This window comes from uncultured Thiodictyon sp., from assembly GCA_903837595.1.
GTDB lineage: Bacteria > Pseudomonadota > Gammaproteobacteria > Chromatiales > Chromatiaceae > Thiodictyon.
Map to the genome: position 1 here is coordinate 13,135 of CAILVI010000552.1, position 15,874 is coordinate 29,008.

The 15,874-nt window shown below is 63.3% G+C and carries 12 protein-coding genes and 1 pseudogene; 5 read left to right on the top strand and 8 right to left on the bottom strand.

Translation table 11 applies throughout. The features are described 5' to 3' along the window. Positions 1–32: 32 nt before the first annotated feature. Positions 33–713 (top strand): VTT domain-containing protein, encoded by a 681-nt coding sequence (locus QZY44_RS33385; RefSeq protein WP_295457962.1) that lies wholly within the window; start codon positions 33–35, stop codon positions 711–713. On the opposite strand, the gene QZY44_RS33390 is transcribed toward QZY44_RS33385, so the two are convergent. Further along, positions 630–1,748 carry an AI-2E family transporter gene (locus QZY44_RS33390; protein WP_295457965.1) on the bottom strand — a complete coding sequence of 373 codons (1,119 nt, stop codon included), beginning with the start codon at positions 1,746–1,748 and terminating at the stop codon, positions 630–632. The genes QZY44_RS33385 and QZY44_RS33390 overlap by 84 nt on opposite strands. A 248-nt stretch (positions 1,749–1,996) precedes the next feature. Here QZY44_RS33390 and QZY44_RS33395 point away from each other — a divergent pair, with 248 nt between their 5' ends. Beyond that, the gene (locus QZY44_RS33395; protein ID WP_295457968.1) at positions 1,997–3,652 is read left to right on the top strand and encodes a Na/Pi cotransporter family protein; all 1,656 of its coding nucleotides are present in this window, start codon (positions 1,997–1,999) and stop codon (positions 3,650–3,652) included. Positions 3,653–3,928: 276 nt separating this feature from the next. Here QZY44_RS33395 and QZY44_RS33400 read toward each other — a convergent pair whose 3' ends face one another. After that, on the bottom strand, positions 3,929–6,085 hold the full coding sequence (locus QZY44_RS33400) for an alkyl sulfatase dimerization domain-containing protein (protein ID WP_295457971.1): 2,157 nt from the start codon (positions 6,083–6,085) through the stop codon (positions 3,929–3,931). A 71-nt stretch (positions 6,086–6,156) separates the two neighbouring features. Further along, a complete protein-coding gene (locus tag QZY44_RS33405; RefSeq protein ID WP_295457973.1) occupies positions 6,157–6,870 on the bottom strand; it encodes a hypothetical protein in 714 nt (237 codons plus the stop codon). Between the two features lie 319 nt (positions 6,871–7,189). Here QZY44_RS33405 and QZY44_RS33410 point away from each other — a divergent pair, with 319 nt between their 5' ends. Both QZY44_RS33410 and QZY44_RS33415 read left to right on the top strand, forming a co-directional pair. Next, on the top strand, positions 7,190–7,834 hold the full coding sequence (locus QZY44_RS33410) for a transposase family protein (protein ID WP_295457976.1): 645 nt from the start codon (positions 7,190–7,192) through the stop codon (positions 7,832–7,834). A gap of 25 nt (positions 7,835–7,859) precedes the next feature. After that, a complete protein-coding gene (locus QZY44_RS33415; RefSeq protein ID WP_295457978.1) occupies positions 7,860–8,351 on the top strand; it encodes a transposase in 492 nt (163 codons plus the stop codon). A 116-nt stretch (positions 8,352–8,467) separates the two neighbouring features. On the opposite strand, the pseudogene ihfA reads toward QZY44_RS33415, so the two are convergent. Then, positions 8,468–8,560: pseudogene (gene ihfA, locus QZY44_RS33420) on the bottom strand (integration host factor subunit alpha); the annotation flags it as partial. 129 nt (positions 8,561–8,689) lie between these two features. After that, a complete protein-coding gene (locus QZY44_RS33425; RefSeq protein ID WP_295457982.1) occupies positions 8,690–9,289 on the bottom strand; it encodes a hypothetical protein in 600 nt (199 codons plus the stop codon). Between the two features lie 232 nt (positions 9,290–9,521). Between QZY44_RS33425 and QZY44_RS33430 the strand changes: the two genes are divergently transcribed. Next, on the top strand, positions 9,522–11,759 hold the full coding sequence (locus tag QZY44_RS33430) for a penicillin acylase family protein (protein WP_295457985.1): 2,238 nt from the start codon (positions 9,522–9,524) through the stop codon (positions 11,757–11,759). A 52-nt stretch (positions 11,760–11,811) separates the two neighbouring features. Here QZY44_RS33430 and QZY44_RS33435 read toward each other — a convergent pair whose 3' ends face one another. The 3 genes from QZY44_RS33435 to QZY44_RS33445 form a co-directional block, all read right to left on the bottom strand. After that, on the bottom strand, positions 11,812–14,730 hold the full coding sequence (locus QZY44_RS33435; RefSeq protein ID WP_295457988.1) for a DUF4132 domain-containing protein: 2,919 nt from the start codon (positions 14,728–14,730) through the stop codon (positions 11,812–11,814). Position 14,731: 1 nt separating this feature from the next. Further along, complete coding sequence (locus QZY44_RS33440; protein WP_295457991.1) at positions 14,732–15,187, bottom strand: hypothetical protein; 456 nt, start codon at positions 15,185–15,187, stop codon at positions 14,732–14,734. A gap of 100 nt (positions 15,188–15,287) precedes the next feature. After that, positions 15,288–15,530, bottom strand: coding sequence for a WGR domain-containing protein (locus tag QZY44_RS33445; protein WP_295457994.1), 243 nt, complete (start codon positions 15,528–15,530; stop codon positions 15,288–15,290). Positions 15,531–15,874 lie beyond the last annotated feature (344 nt).

The window sequence follows — 15,874 nt, forward strand, 5'->3', positions numbered from 1 at the left end:
TCGCCTCCGAAAGTTTGGCGTAATGTGTGATTATGAAACGACTCGCCCTGCTGCTCCCCATCGCCGCCCTGATCCTGGCCTTCTTCGCGCTGGGTCTGCACCAACACCTGACGCTCGCGGCCTTCCAGGAGAGCCACCACGCCTTTGATGCCTGGTATGGGCAACACCCCCTGTTGGTGACCGGCGGCTATGCGGCCGTCTTCATCCTGGTGACCCTGTTCCTGCCGATCACGGCGCTAATGACGGTGGTCGGCGGTGCCCTGTTCGGGTTTTGGAAGGGTGCGCTGATCGCCTCCTTTGCCGCCGCCCTGGGCGCGACCCTGGCCTTTTGGCTGTCGCGTTTCGTGCTGCACGACAGCGTGCAGCGCCATTTCGGCGAGCGGCTGGCCGCGGTCAACGCCGGCATGGCCAAAGACGGGGCCTTTTATCTACTGTCACTGCGCCTGATACCCGTCATCCCCTTTTTCATCATCAACCTGGTCATGGGCCTCACGCCCATCCCGACCCGTACCTTCTATTGGGTGACGCAGCTCGGCATGTTGGCCGGCATCCTCATCTATGTGAATGCCGGGACCCAACTGGCGGAGGTGGAGAGCCTCTCGGACATCTTCTCGCCGGGGTTGATCGGCTCATTGGTCCTGCTGGGTCTCTTCCCGCTGCTGGCCAGGTACGGCCTGGGGCTGATCCGCCGTCGGCTGGGGCACGGCGACTGAGTCTGACGCAATGTCGGGACCGAGCAGGATGGCGATGGGGCGGGTCAGCGGGCTCGCCTCAAAGGCAATGATGAGCACCATGGTAAGCGGCACGGACAGGAAGACGCCCACCGTCCCCAGCACGAAGCCCCAGAAGAGCAGCGATAGAAAAACCGCAAGCGTGGAGATGCCGAGCCCCCGGCCCATGATCTTGGGCTCCAGGATGCTGCCGATTGCGGTGTTGACAACCAGATAGCCCGCCGCGACCAGCAGGGTGGTCGCGATGTCGGTCTGCACCAGGGCCAGCAGGACCGCTGGAATCGCCATCAGGATGGAGCCGACAAAGGGCACGAAGTTCAGCAGGAAGGCGAGCATGGCCCAGAGGACGGCGAAGTCGATCCCGAGGAACCACAGCCAGATCCAGATGAACCCCGCCGTGGCCAGGCTGGCCAGGGTCTTGATCAGCATGTACTGGTTCACGGCGGACAGCACCTTCTTGATGCGTGCGTCCGACTGGTCCGTGGTCTTGAAGGCCGCCTTCAGCTTGGCGGGCAGGCCGGGGGCCTCCAGCAGGATGAAGATCACGGTGAACAGGATCAGCAGGCCGTCGGCAAACAAGCCGCTCGCGTTGGACAGCAATACCTTCACCACGGCCATCGCCTGGGTCGGGTCGAAGATGTCCGGGACCGCCTCGCGGGAGTTGGGCATCCCCACGTTCTCCAGCCAACCGCCGAACTGATTGGTCAGCACCACCAGCCGCTCCTGGTAGGTCGGCAGGCTGTCGCGGAACCCTTCCAGCGCCCCGGTGGTGGCCAACGCAAAGAGGCTGCCGAAATCGAGCAGCACAAACGTGATGACCAGCAAGGCCCCCCATTTCGGTGCCCCGCGACGGCGTAACCAGCGCAGCGGCGGGGTGGCGACGATGGCGATAAACACCGCGAGCAGGAAGGGCGCCACGATGGCCGCCGCCGCATGTAGCCCGGCCATGACAATCACGAAGGCGGCGGCGACGATCAGGCCGCGCCCTGGAGGGCTGAAACCGCGCAAGGGGGTCATCGTCCGATATCCTGTAGTTTGACTGGATCGAGGGGCGATTATCCGCACAACGCGGTGGACTATCAAAAGATTTCTGATCCGGTCGTGTCGGCTTTGCTGCCCAGGGGATGACGCCGCACCTGCCCATGGCCGGCGTGACCTTCTTCGGTATACTGCCGGACGTGAGAGGCCCTTCCAGCACCTCGACGGATCGTGGCATTGCGAATCGAACAGAGAGGCTAAACATGACTGAACTGGACCCCGTGACGATGACCATCGAGCTGCTCGGTGGGCTCGCGCTGTTCCTGTACGGCATGGAGAAGATGACCGACGGCTTGAAGGCTGCCGCCGGCAAGCAGATGAACACGCTGTTGGCAAAGCTGACAGGAAATCCGGTATTGGGTGCCATCACCGGCGCCATCGTGACCGCGGTGATCCAGTCCTCCTCGGTGACCACGGTCCTCGTGGTGGGTTTCGTGAGTGCCGGGCTCATGACCTTGGTGCAGTCGGTCGGGGTGATCTTCGGTGCCAATGTGGGGACCACGGTGACGGCGCAGATCGTGGCGTTCAACACCACCGCCCTAGCCTATCCGCTGATCGCCATCGGGTTTCTCATGGCCTCCGTGTGGAAGCAGGGCGTGGCCCGCCACTATGGCGCCATGTTGATGGGGCTTGGCCTGATCTTCTATGGCATGGCGGTGATGGGCTCGGCCATGTCGCCGCTGCGCACGCACGAGGGTTTTGCGCAGCTCCTGCAATCCTTGCAGAACCCGGTCCTGGGGATGCTAGCCGGCGCGGCCTTTACGGCCCTGGTGCAATCGTCCTCGGCCACCATTGGGCTCGCGGTCGTCATGGCGACCCAGGGGCTGCTGTCCCTTCCGGCCGGTATCGCGATCCTCTTCGGGGCCAAGATAGGAACCGGCATCACGGCGATACTGGCCGCGATCGGCAAGCCACAGGATGCCAAGCGCGCGGCCGCCGTGCACGTCCTGTTCAATGTCTTGGGTGCTGTGATTTGGCTGCCGTTCATCGCACAGCTCGCGGGGTTCGCGGAGATGGTTTCGCCGGTGGCCGCGCATCTGCAGGGCGTGGAGCGGCTCGCCGAAGAGGTGCCGCGCCAGATCGCCAACGCCGCCACCATCTGGGCCACTGCCAACACGCTGATCTTCCTGCCGTTCGCCGCGTTGTTTGCGAAGATGGCCAGCAAGCTCATCCCAGACCGGGCGGTTGATGAGAGGGCCATCATCCGCCCCAGGTATCTCGACGACACATTGATCCGGCTGCCGGCGATGGCCTTGGAGCGGGCGCGCCTCGAGCTCGGGCACATGGGTGAGCTGACCGAGGCGATGCTGGCAAAGGTCAAGTCGGCCTTTGAAACAGGGGATCTCAGCGAACTGTCTCAGCAGTATGACCAGGTCGTGGTGCTGCGCGAAGCGGTGCTCACCTATCTTCAGCACGTCGGGCGTGGCGAGCTCAGTGACTTGGAGGCGGACGAGCATGCACGGCTGGTTGCCGCCACCGGCGACATTGAGAATATGGGCGCCGCCATCAGCCGCGAACTGGCACCGCTGGCCCGAACCCTAAAGGAGGCGGATATCGCCCCTTCGCAAGAAACCGCCGAATTGCTGAAACGTTTGTTTAAGCGGATACAGGAGTCAGCGCATGCCGCGCTGCGGGCAGTGCTGGAGGGTGACGAGCGGGCGGCGCAGACCGTTGTTGCGAATCGCAACGCGATCCTGGAGCTCACTGCCGAGTTGCACCGACAACAGGCCGCGCGTCTCGCTCAGGACGATCCCAACCGCCTGCTCAAGCACCGCGTGCAGATCGAGATACTCGACAAGCTGCGGCGCATTTATAGTGTGGCTGAGGACATGGCGATCTCGGTACTGCCACGGAGCGTTCTCGTCGGGGAACTGACTGTCTAGCAGGCTAGTACCCCGTTCAACCCTATGTTGCATAGCGACCCCAACGGGGTCGCACCTATCAGCCCAGGGCAACGCCCTGGGTTAGCGTTGTTTATTCGGCCTATCCCTGAAAGGGCGTCACATAACAGTGGGGCTCCTTATGTCACGTCCTTTCAGGGCTGGGGGTCTGTTATACGCTATACCCAGGGCGTTGCCCTGGGCTAGTATGCCGCGCCCCTTCGGGGCTTGAACGGGCGCAAGATTCGGCAGTGTAAGGTACTAGGTGTCGTTGTGCCGTCAGTCGCCGGCCGCGTCTGCCGGCATCAAATCAGGCAACTTGAACGGGTTGGCTTCCTCATTCTGCTTCGAATCCGACGCCGCTGTCGTCGGGGCCGCGGTTCCCGGCAGGATCTCAAAGTTCGGCGCGAACCTGATCAGGAGGCCCCTGAGCTGGTCGAAGGGCTTGCGATCACCGGCAAACGTCGCCTTGCCGGCCTTGATCAGGTCATCGAAGCTGGTCGTACCCATCATCACCTGGTTGAGGTCGGCGCGATTGAGGGTGATGGTGAGATCCGGGTTCTTCGCCTGCTCGCCCTTGATGTTGGTCAGCGTTGCATTGCTCATCTCAATCAGGTACTTCTCGCCGTTGTCGGGCGTGACCAGGTTGATGGTGAAACGCAGGCCATCGGCCTTGCGCGGGTCAATGCTGATGCCGATGAAATCGAGCCAGTTCTCGGTCGACATTGCGCGGATCATGTCCGGTCCGGATGACCGTTGCGCCGTGCCGCGCGGCAGCCCGTTGCGCAGCTCGTAGGCGCCCTGTAGATAGATGTTGCGCAGCGTCGGGCTTTCCTTCTGGTAGCCGAGTTGCTCGTAGGCGTCCGCCAGCAGGTCCTTCGCCGCCTGGTTTCCGGGTTGCGCGAAGACCAGTTTGTTCAGGATCTCGGACGCCTCGAGATATTTGCCCTGGTCATTGAGTTCCTTGCCCTTGGCCAGGATCTTGTCCGCTCCGCCCATCATCTCGACATAGAGTGGTGCTGAGTCCTTGGGCGACAGCGGCGCGATGTTCACCGGGTTGCCGTCCCAGTAGCCGAGGAAGCGGTTGATGACGCCGCGGCTGTTGTGCTGTTCCGACCCGTGGTAACTGTGCGCAGGCCATTGCTTCCACAGACTCGGCGGCAGCTGGTAGACGTTCTGGATCTCGTTGATGGTCACGCCCAGGTTGGCATAGTGCAGCGACTGGTTGTTGAGGTTGGCGTAGGTGTCGCGTTGCGTGCGCAGCACTTCCTGGATGCGCGCGTTGCCCCAGCGCGGCCAGCTGTGGGAGGCGAACATCACCTCGGCATCCTGACCGAACTTGTACAGCGCCACGTTGATCTGCTTGGACCAGTTCAGTGCATTACGCACCGGCGCACCGCGCGGCGTATAGATGTTGTGGATCGTGCCTGTGATGTTCTCGGCCGCCCAGAAGGCCTTGAACTGCGGGAACCAGGTGTTCATCTCGACCGGCGCCTCGGTATCGGGCGTATTCTGGAACACCATCTTCACGCCGTCGACCGTCACTTCCTGGAAGTCCTGTTTGATCAGGAGGTTCGGCGCGATCAGCCCGACGTTGCCATTGGCCACGTTCTTACCGATCGACTGGTCCGCGTGACCGAAGGGGTCGCGCGGCAGCAGGACGGCGTACGAATACTGGGTGCGGCGCGACATCGCGTTGCCGGAAAACACATTCTCCTCGATCGCTGCCTGCATGAAGCCCTCCGGCGCGATCACCTTGACCTTGCCGCTAACCACGTCGGCCTCATCCACGACGCCACGCACCCCGCCGAAGTGATCGACGTGCGAATGCGAGTAGACGACGCCCAGCACCGGGCGCTTGCCGAGCTTCTCGTTGATGAAGTCGAGCGCCGCCCGGGCGGTCTCCTTGGCCGTCAGTGGATCGAAGACGATCCAGCCGGTATCGCCCTTGATGAAGCTGATGTTGGCTAGGTCGAAGCCGCGCACCTGGTAGATCTTGCCCGGCAGGACTTCGTAGAGGCCGTAGGCCATGTTCAGCACGGCTTGCCGCTGCAGCGACGGATGGATACTCGGGAAGTCCTTGCCCTGGAGCAGCCACTGGTAGCTGCCCATGTCCCAGGCCACGTTGCCGGCGTCGGCCATGATCTTCAGGAACGGCGGCTCGGCGATGAAGCCCTTTTTGGCTTCGTCGAAGTCACGCTTGTCCTCGAACGGCAGCGTGGCGGAGACGCCTTTGCGCAATTCAATCGTGTAGGCCGACGGCAGGTCGCCCTTGGGGTCGAAGTGTTTTTCAGCCGGGTTCGCCGCCTGCGCCTGGGCCACGCCCGGGGCGAGGGCAAGCGGGCCCAATGCCACGGCGGCACCGGCGGCGATCATCAATCCGAAAAGAGGTCGGGTCGCCTTCATCGCTATTTCCTGAGTCGAGGTTGTCGTCATGCAGTCGTCTCCGCAGACATGGGAAGGTGGACGCATCAATGGAGAAACACGTGGCCGTATAGGCCACTGAATCAGAACCGCGCCGTCACGCCGAGCAAGGGACCGCTGAAGTCGGTCTCGACGTCGCGCCCTTCGATCCTCTTCTGGATCGAAACGTAGCGCCAACCGCCCTCAACCGACCAGCGTTCATTGAATTGATAGCCAAGGGTCGCGAGCCCCTGCCAGGTCAGATCGGAGGCGGCACCCAATCCGCCGACGTCAGCGAAGGCGGTCGCGAACCACCGATCGGTGATCGCGACGCGCGCGCGGCCGCCGATCAGCGGGTCGACCCACGTCTGTCTCACGCGCAAGCGCTGGGCGGGAAGCAACCCGGGCGAAAGGGACAGGCTCAGGTCGACGGAGTTGGCCCGGAAGCCTGCCATCAGGTCAAGCGTGACCTTTTCGTTCTGTCCAAGCCGGTAGGCGGCATAGCCACTCAGCGCGCTGGCTTTGGTCTCGATCCGTGCCTGCGAAAAAAGCACACCGAGCGGCGTAGCGCGGCTTTGGGAGAGGTCGGCGTAGAACAGGTCGGCGATCAGGCCCCAGCGACCTTTCCGCGCCTCAAACGCGCCCATGAAGGCGAGATCGAGCTTGGAGAGCACCTCACTGCCGGTCTTCCCGACGCCAACCGTGCCCCATGCGGTGCCGACGGAGGCCGTGATTCCTGGTACCCAGGCATAAGGCGAGACGGCGAAGCTCCAGCCGGGGGTCTGCGCGGCTACGGGGGCAGCAATCAGGATCGCCATGCTCGTCGCTAACACATTCATCGGTAACGGCCTCAACGTGCAGAGTGATTGGAAGCCAGCGGTATGCAGCGCGCCAATTTACGCAAGATCGTCGTATACTATAATTCCCGCCATTGCGATGCGCAACTCAGACGGCGCCGGGTTGAAGGCGAACACCCGCATACCGGAGGTGGGCTTATCGAGGCGAGGATGACCCCGACGGTCAGGTCCAGTTCCGGCTCTCCGGGATCTCAGTAGGTTACAATATCAATCTTTTACATGATCCTACGAAGAACTGGAGGGCACCATCGAGTCTAACATCACGTCACTTAAGCAAGCTATGGGGCTGTTAAGTGATCTACCAAATATTCAAATCCAGGATGCCTTTGAAGATAGAAGCGGAAATTACATCCTCACTGTGATAAGCACGGAAAAAGGCACGCATTGTCACAAATGCGGAAAGAGAATAGATAAGTTGAATGGCCATGGTGAATTTATAGAATGGCGCCACTTAGATATTCTTGGGAAGCAAGTTTATCTGCGAATTCGCTTGCCGCGATATCAATGTGATTGCGATGGTCAACCAACGACAACCCAGCACGTCCGCTGGTTCACGCGCAGGAGCGGTTTCACGAAAGCCTTTGAGCAGCGCATATTACTGTCCTGCATCAACAGCACCATCGCGGATGTAGCAATCAAGGAAAAAGTTAGCTACGAATTAGTCAGTGGCGTCGTCGACCGCAATATCGAGAAATCGGTCAACTGGGAGAGTATTAAGAAATTAGATGTGTTGGGCATTGATGAGATTTCGCTAAAGAAAGGAAATCAGGATTTTGTGGCCATCGTTACTGGTCGCAGCGACGATAAGATCCAAGTGCTTGGGGTGTTGAAAGATCGTACCAAACACACCGTGAAGCAGTTTTTATTGAGCATCCCCAAACAGTTACGAATATCCGTACGGTACGTCTTTTTCCGATATATATGATGGTTTTATCAATGCCGTAAAGGAAGTGTTCGGAAAAAGAGTCCGTATCGTTGCGGATCGCTTTCATGTCGCTAAGCTCTATCGTAAAGGGCTCGAGAATCTACGCAAGAAAGAATTGAGACGTCTTCAGCGAATACTTTCGACAGTAGATTACAAGAAATTAAAGGGTGCGACGTGGGCGTTACGCAAGAAAGAAACGGATTTGACAGACGAGGAAAAGACTATTCTGGAGAAACTGTTTGAATATTCGCCGGGATTGAAGCAGGCTCATTTGTTTCGCGATCAACTGACAGCGATCTTCGATAAGGATATTCCTCGAGTTCAGGCCAAGCATCTACTCAACGGCTGGGCGGCCCGCGTCAAGCACAGTGAGGTTCGCTGTTTTGATGGCTTCGTGAAGACGCTTATGGCACGCAACATTAAGGTGATTAAGCGGCGTTGCTACGGTATTCTCAACACAGGACATCTCTTTCAACGCATCTATTTGGATCCTTTTGGATACAAGTTGTACGCATAGGAAATCAAAGACTTACAGCGCCTCGGGCCGTTGCCACTACCGTCGCTAAATTTTCGTCACCGGGGCCTATCTACCTGTTTTTATGAAGATATGCTTCTACGGGAAATCCAACAGAACCAAAAGCTATTGACGAGGTCTTTGGCCTCACGCTTGTTGAGCCCAAGCTCATCGAACAGGTATTCTGCCATGTCGGCTCTTGTCACGGCCAACTTTCTCTCACATCGTCGTGGGTAGAAATCGACTCAAGGCGCGACGCACAGGCCCCCACCCAAGGCGCTGCATGGCTGGCAAGTGTCTGAGAAGACGCCTGCAAAATCAATCTTGGCAAGGGGTTGTTTCTAGCCCGCTGGTGTTTCGCCCAGGCAGTGGGCCGCGTCCACAGGGTCCGTGACGGACAGCCCTCGGCGCAGGGCGCCAGCGCCAAAGCGAGCGTGGATGCGGTCGACCGCGACCGTGAGACGCCGCTCCCGCTCGCTGTCCGCAGGGCGCTCGGCCGCGCCATCGAAGAGATCCGGCTGGACCGGCTCCGGGGTCCCCAGATCGGCGATCCCCAGGCCGATCAGGCGCAAAGGCTTGCCCAGCCAGTGCCCGGCGGCGAACAGGGTGCGGGCGTCGTCGCTGTGCCGCGGGAGCCGCCGCTGCCGAGTGTGGGGCTCGAAGCCGCAGAAGCGGAGCTTCAGCGTCACGGTGCACCCCGCGATCCCCTCCTGGCGGGCCGTGGCGGCGACCACGGCCACCAGTTCGCGCAGGGTGTCGCGCAGCACGCCGGGATCGGTCACGTCGACACCGAAGGTGGTCTCCTGGGAGAGTGACTGGCGGGCGGTCTGCTCGCCGACCCGGCAGGAGGCGATGCCCCGCGCCTGCTGGTAAAGGTTGATGGCGGCCCGCGACCCCAGATGCGCTTGAAGCTGCGTGGGCGACAACCCGCGCAGGTCCACGGTCTAGAAAGGCCTCGTCGATGGAAATCAGTTCCACCGCCGGGGTGCAGGTGGCCATGACCGCGCGAATCTGGCGGGCGACCTCCAGTTCTGCAAAGCGGCGGTGACGTCGGACGCCTGGCCGAGGGTGGCGTCGACATTGGCAAGCGCGCCCCTTTTCCCCTGGGATGGGAAGCGCTACCTTAGATCCATGGGACGGATAGCATATGTGGCGTTGTGGGGGCTGGGCGGCTTGGCGCTGCTGGCGGCAGCTTGCGTGTCGGCACTGGTGTGGCTGACCCTGCCGGTGGGCGCGGTCACAGCGTCGATCCCCGGGCTGTCCGCACTGGTAGAGACCAGCCTTGATGGCGACGGCATTGCGCGCGTGGCGGCGGCCAATGAGGCGGACGCGGCGGCGGCCATGGGCTTCCTGCACGCGCGCGAGCGGCTGTTCCAGATGGACCTGATGCGCCGGGCGATGCGCGGCGAACTGAGCGAGATCGCCGGCCCGGCGACGCTGAGGCTCGATCGTCTGATGCGCACCATGGGCGTGCGCCAGGCGACCGAAGCCGATCTGGCCGAGCTGCCCGCACAGGTGCGAATGATGCTGGAGCGCTACGCCGCCGGCGTGAACGCCTGGATCGCCGCGCGGGGCCGGTTCGCGGCCCTGGAATTCGCCGTGCTGGGTGCGCCCCGCCCCTGGACGCCGCAGGACAGCCTGCTCTGGGGCAAGACCATGGGCGTTTATCTGTCCGGCAACTGGCGGGTGGAGCTGGCGCGGCTGTCGCTGGCCGGGCATCTGACCCGGGCGCAGATCGAGGCACTGTGGCCCGGCGTTGCGTTGGCCGCACCGCCGGCCGCCGTGGCGCCCGCGCTGGCGCAGTCAGCCACGCGGCTGGCCGCGCTGCTGCCGCGCTTTCCGGACCCGTTCACCCTGCCGGCCAGCGCCAGCAATGAATGGGCGGTGGATGGCACACACAGCGCCACTGGCTGGCCGCTGCTGGCCGGCGATCCGCATCTGGGCTATGGGCTGCCGGGCATCTGGTACCTGGCTCGCATCGAAACCCCGTCGGGCGTGCTGGCGGGCGCCACCGCGCCGGGCCTGCCGTTTCTGATCATGGGCCATAACGGCCGGATTGCCTGGACCTTCACCAACACTGGCGCCGATGTGCAGGATCTGTTCATCGAAACCCCGGCCGGCGATGGCTATCTAACCGAGCAGGGGCCCCGCCCGTTTGCGGTGCGCGAGGAGGTGATCCATGTGCGCGGGGCGCCGGACGAGGTCCTGCGCGTGCGGGCCACCCGGCATGGACCGGTGGTGAGCGATCTGGCGGAAACCGGGGCCGGGGGGCAGATCCTGGCGCTGTCGCTGGCCAATCTGATGCCCGGCGACGGCGCCTGCGCCGCGCTGCTGGCGCTCAACCGCGCCGGCAGCGTGGCCGAGGCCGGGGCGCTGGCGGGGCGCATGACGGCCCCGGTGCAGAACCTGCTGGTGGCCGACCGCCACGGGATCGGCCTGTTCGTCACTGGCCGCGTGCCGCTGCGCAAATCCGGCGACGGCGCGTTCGCCGCGCGGGGCGACGATGGCAGCCAGGACTGGATCGGTTGGGCGCTCGGTGCGGACCTCCCCCATGTCGTGGCGCCGTCCAGCGGGCGGCTGGTGAATGCCAATGAGCGGGTGGCGACGGCGGATTTTCCGACGAATCTCGGCCGGGACTGGTGCGGCGAGGACCGCGCCCGGCGGATCCGTGCCATGTTGGACGCCTCGCCGAAAGCCACCGCGGGCGATTTTTCCGCGATGCAGAATGATAGCCTCGATCTCGCCGCCGCTGACCTGCTGCCATTGTTGCAGCCCCTGACCGGGTTGCTGGATGGCTGGGATGGCCGGATGGGCCGCGCCGCGGGACAGCCGCTGATCTTCGTGGCCTGGATGGAGGAATTCACCCGCTTGCTGCTGGCGGCCAACCAGGTACCCGACAGCGGCCTGGCCGCGGTGGCTCCCTGGCCGGACTTGGTGCGCCATGCGCTTTCGCCGGCCGGGGCACCGCTATGCCATGGCGATTGCCAGGCCATGCTGCGCACCAGCCTCGACACCGCCCTGGCGTCGCTGCGCCGCCGCTTCGGCCCCGATCCGGCCGCCTGGCGCTGGGGGGCTGCGCATGAGGCGGTGTTCGCCCACCCGGTGCTGCGCGCCGTCCCGGTGCTGGGACCTTTGATCGAAGCGCGGATCGCCGCCGATGGCGGCGATTCGACGGTGAACCGCGGCGGCGTGCGCGACGGCTCCTTCGAGGACGTGCATGGCGCCTCGTTCCGAGGTGTCTACGACCTTGCAGACCTGGAGCGCAGCCGATTCATGGTCGTGCCCGGGCAGTCTGGCCATCCAGCCAGCCGCTGGGCACGCAACTTCGTACCAAGGTGGCGCGATGGCGAGAGCTTCACGATCCCGTCACGTCCCGCCAGTGTCGCCGTCCGCATCAGGCTTCTGCCATGACCCAAGCTACCTCCGCGCCCGGGTTCCCGGCCGCGGCTTTTCCATGGTGGACCTACCCCGGTTTGGACGCCGCGATCTGGACCAGAATGCCCTTGTCGCGAATCTGGTCATCGTTCGCCAGAAACAAGATCTTGCTGATCACCTCGCTGGCCTTGGGCTCGGCGTCGGCGAAGGGCAGGAAGAGGACGTCCGCCGTGGCACTGACCGTGCGGTCGGGAACGATGCAGAGATAGTTGCCCGGATCGATGTGGATGACGGCGCTGCCCAGATGGACCCGATAGCTGGCGCGCTTGCCGATGATGTGGGCGAAGTGGCCCTCGCAGCGCACGCCCTTCAGACCAAGGTCGCCCACCAGGGCGGTGACGAGCTCGGCCCGCCGCTGGAAGGACTCCGGGGACCAGATGCCCTGCCCCTCCTCGGCCTGGGCCACGGAGACGATGAGGTCGGCGTCCCGCATCACCTCTGAGAAGATCAGCGGCGGCACCTCTTTCAGCGGCACCGGCTGGTGGGTATGGCCCAGGAAGCGAATCTGGTCGCTGGTCACCGCATCTGTTTCTGCCAGATAGTGGCCCGCGTCCGGGAAGTCGAACCCGGCGACCAATCCTGCCTTGCGAAACGGTTTGCTCACCTCGGCGAAGTCACCGCTGCTGAGCGTCCAGCCCCGCGCCTGCAACAGTCGGCTGGCGACATTGGCCTTAAGCAGGTGCCCGGCGAAGCGGTTGGAGAATGTGTGGGTGTCCTCTTCCGCCGGGGTCAGGACATAGAGTTCGCGAAATGCCTGTTTGAAGGGCTGGACCAGCCGCCGCTGCACGACCTCGCGCTGCCAGTCGGGCAACAGGCCGTCCCCGAAAAGGTCCTGGGAGTGGGCGATGCGGACCTCGCCGTTGATGACCATCCGCGCACCCCCGAGGCCACTGAGGCCCGGGCCCTGCGGGTCAAAGAGGCCATAGTGCCCCGTCTCGGTGCGCAGGATGAGTCCTTGCAGCAACCGGCTGACGACGGGTAAGCCGGCCAGGCTGCGCAAGTCCTCCGGCCCCAAGGTGTCACCTTCGGTCATCATCCCTTCCAGGGTGGCCCGGAAGCGTGAGACCTGGGCCTTGAGTCGCGCCTGGGTCGCCTTGAAGGCCAGGAACCGCTCCAGCTTGCGCAGCCCCGCCGGCACCGTCGTGAGGGGCTTACCCTGTTTGAGGACTTGCAGCTTGGCGTCCAGGCCATCCAGGGTTAGTTCAATTTCCCAGTCGTCGATCGCCTCGCGCCGATCCAGCGGCACCCCCTCGTCGGCAACGCGGGCCTCCATGTCCCATTCCAGCCGGACCGGATCGGGATAGCCGGCGGTTTGGGCCAGATTGGCGATGCCCGCCTGTGCCGCCGCACGGGTGTTGGCCTGCCGTTCGGGACCGTACTTGGCGCACTCCTTGGCCACTTGTTTGAACAGCATGTAACGCTCCACGACCTCTTGCCCTCCCCGCTCCAGGGGCAGGAGGCCGTAAGCCTTGATGGCAATCTGGCCGTGTTTGGCGACGGCGGTCTCGACCTTCTTGCGGTTCCAACCCGCCGCCGCTTCCAGCAGGGTCAGGATGTTGCCCACCGGCAGCTTGGCGCCCCGGAAGGCCGCCACCAGCTTCTTGACCCGTGTCGGCCCTACCGCCTCCAGCATGTCCAGCAGTCTTCGCCGGTCCACGACACCGCTGTCGGGATTGTCGCTGTTGGATACGTCATTGGCCGCCTCGAAGCCACGCTGTTCGGGAGGGTGCCGAGCGGTCTCGCGCAGCCAGTCGAAGAAGGGCCTCGTATCCTCCCAGTCCAGCGCACGCAGCACCGCGTCCTCCCCGGCATTGGCCAGGGGCAGCACCGCCAGCAGGGTCTTCTGGTCGAAGCGCCGCAGTTGTTCGGCCACTGCCTCCGGGGTTTCGTCCGGCGTCAGGCTGTCGATGCCCGCCAGCCCTCTCAGCACCCGCATGGAGGTATCCGAGTAGTCCTTTTCGGCGATGGCGGACAGGCCCAGGGCCTGGGTGTGCTCACAGGCCTTGACCAGCCAGCGCGCGCCCCGGGGTTCGCGGCGAAATTCCTTGAGCACCGCAATGGTGGCCTCATTCCATGCCTGGGCTGCGTCCCAGACCAGCCGCTCGTTGAACTCGAACAGCACCCGCTCAAAGGCGGTCTGCTCGGCGACCTCTTCCGGACCGCAGCCGAAGAGGTGCGTGGGCACCAGATCGGGCAGATGGCGAAAGAATTGGACGAAGCCGTCGTAGTCCAGCCTCCCCGCGTTGTACAGACGCTCCAGGCAGCTTCGTTCCCGCCCGTCGTCCTCCTCTTGCGGGTCATAGCGAGGCTCCTCTGCCAAAGCCCGCGCCAACCATTGCCGACCAAACTCGTAGCGGGTCGTTTGCAGGGGCCAGTGCGCAACGGTATCGGGCAGAGAGATCGGGCCGTCCCAGCGACCCAGTAGCAGGTCCTCGATCTGGTCCAGCGCCGCGGGCCTATCCCTGAGCCGCGCCAGCAGGCGGGTGCAACCCTCTATATGGTGCGTGTAGAACTGTCCGTAACTCCGGCGATCGGCCAGCCCCTTGTCGCAGACCTCGGGGTCATCCTCGAGATGGGCCAGGAGGTGGCGCAGACGCTCGGCGATCAGGCCAATGGCATAGCCATCGCCGTGGGCGGCCACCCATTCGGTGGCGACAAACAGGGCGACTTGGGCCGTACGCCGCCCCGGCTCATCGCCCTCTGGCCAGTGCTTGGGCAAGTCGTTAGCGTCCGGAAACGCCAGGAATTCGGGCATCGCCTCGGCCAGCGTGGCCCCGCCGAAACGCCCGTCCAGCCGCTCGACCAGCCCCCGACAGGGATCCGGTTGCTTGACATCGGGGTCCCACCAGCTTTGTTGCGACAAGTCCCAGAGCGTCGGCACCTCCGCCGTGAAGGCCGCGACCAGGGCCTTGATCCGTGCTTGCTGTTCGGTGCTGGCCTGCCACATATCACCCACCTACCAGCGGCATCAGCCGCAGAAAGAAGACCTTGGCATCCTGTTCCAGTGCGACCCGGTCATCCAGGGAGCCCAGCATGACGCCGTCGACGACCACCCGGAATACCCGTTTCTCGAACCCATCCAGGGCCTTGGCGATCTCTTGTTCGGTATCCAGAGGCGGTGCGGGGCCCCGCTTCGGCGGCCTCACCAAACGAATGCGGCCCTCCTCGGCCTGCACCTCCACATCCTTGGCCGTCAGATAATGGCGGGCCAGGGCCATTTGTATCACCTTGGTGTTCGCCTGGTGCTGCCTGGCCAGGGCTTGAATCTGCTCCGTCACGGCGCGACCGATGAGCTCGCGGACGCTGATCTGCTCCACCGTCAAAGTCAACTCTACCGGCGCCAGCACCGGCCCGGGCGCGGGGTCGCCGACGACCAGACATTGGATTGCGACGCTATGTGCCATTCAACATGCCTCCAGCAGATTCAACCTGTCGGCCTCGACGACCTCCCAGTTGCCAGGCAGCGGGGTATCGGTCGTCTTCTTGTAGAACACGTGAAGCGCCCTACCCGTTCTCTTCTGAATACGCGTCCACCACGGGGAGATAGCCGTGCTGCCGACGCCGCTTTCCGATCGCCTGGACCTGCGCCAGTCCATCCGCATAGGATGACACACCCGTGGTGCGTACCGCGCCCTGGTGCGATCCCAGTCCGCCCCAGACTCTGACCAGGGTCCACTCGCCGAACAGATCCTGGAGTAGGTGTGCCTGGTAGTAGCGATTCTTGGTTTCGTGAATCCAACGATACATAGCGCCCCCCCGAGAAGCGCAGACTTCACATCCACCAGTCGATCGTGTGGGCTGGTCACCATCGCCTTTATTCGACCCCTGACGCGGGTCATCACTGACACCCCATAAGGGAGTCTGGTGACTCATTATCCAAGATTCACAATCCCGGAGGCGAGAAATGTGCGCCTGCCAGGTGCCCGGCGGTGGCGATGTCCCTGGCTAAGGTCATTCCTGGCAGCCATCGCTTAGTTCTACTTCGTCACATTTAACGCTTTGAAATATAATCAAAAGTGGTATAAAATAGGAGCTTGATTCGAGTCCTTGAGAACGGCCACGCGGATGAACCGAGGCCCACCGGAACCAAC

What these genes read in the sequence shown, in the direction of transcription:
- QZY44_RS33410 (WP_295457976.1), top strand. Translation starts at nt 7,190, where the DNA reads ATGGGGCTGTTAAGTGATCTACCAAATATTCAAATCCAGGATGCCTTT.
- QZY44_RS33385 (WP_295457962.1), top strand. Translation starts at nt 33, where the DNA reads ATGAAACGACTCGCCCTGCTGCTCCCCATCGCCGCCCTGATCCTGGCC.
- QZY44_RS33390 (WP_295457965.1), bottom strand. Translation starts at nt 1,748, where the DNA reads ATGACCCCCTTGCGCGGTTTCAGCCCTCCAGGGCGCGGCCTGATCGTC.
- QZY44_RS33395 (WP_295457968.1), top strand. Translation starts at nt 1,997, where the DNA reads ATGACCATCGAGCTGCTCGGTGGGCTCGCGCTGTTCCTGTACGGCATG.
- QZY44_RS33435 (WP_295457988.1), bottom strand. Translation starts at nt 14,730, where the DNA reads ATGTGGCAGGCCAGCACCGAACAGCAAGCACGGATCAAGGCCCTGGTC.
- QZY44_RS33405 (WP_295457973.1), bottom strand. Translation starts at nt 6,870, where the DNA reads ATGGCGATCCTGATTGCTGCCCCCGTAGCCGCGCAGACCCCCGGCTGG.
- QZY44_RS33445 (WP_295457994.1), bottom strand. Translation starts at nt 15,530, where the DNA reads ATGTATCGTTGGATTCACGAAACCAAGAATCGCTACTACCAGGCACAC.
- QZY44_RS33440 (WP_295457991.1), bottom strand. Translation starts at nt 15,187, where the DNA reads ATGGCACATAGCGTCGCAATCCAATGTCTGGTCGTCGGCGACCCCGCG.
- QZY44_RS33400 (WP_295457971.1), bottom strand. Translation starts at nt 6,085, where the DNA reads ATGACGACAACCTCGACTCAGGAAATAGCGATGAAGGCGACCCGACCT.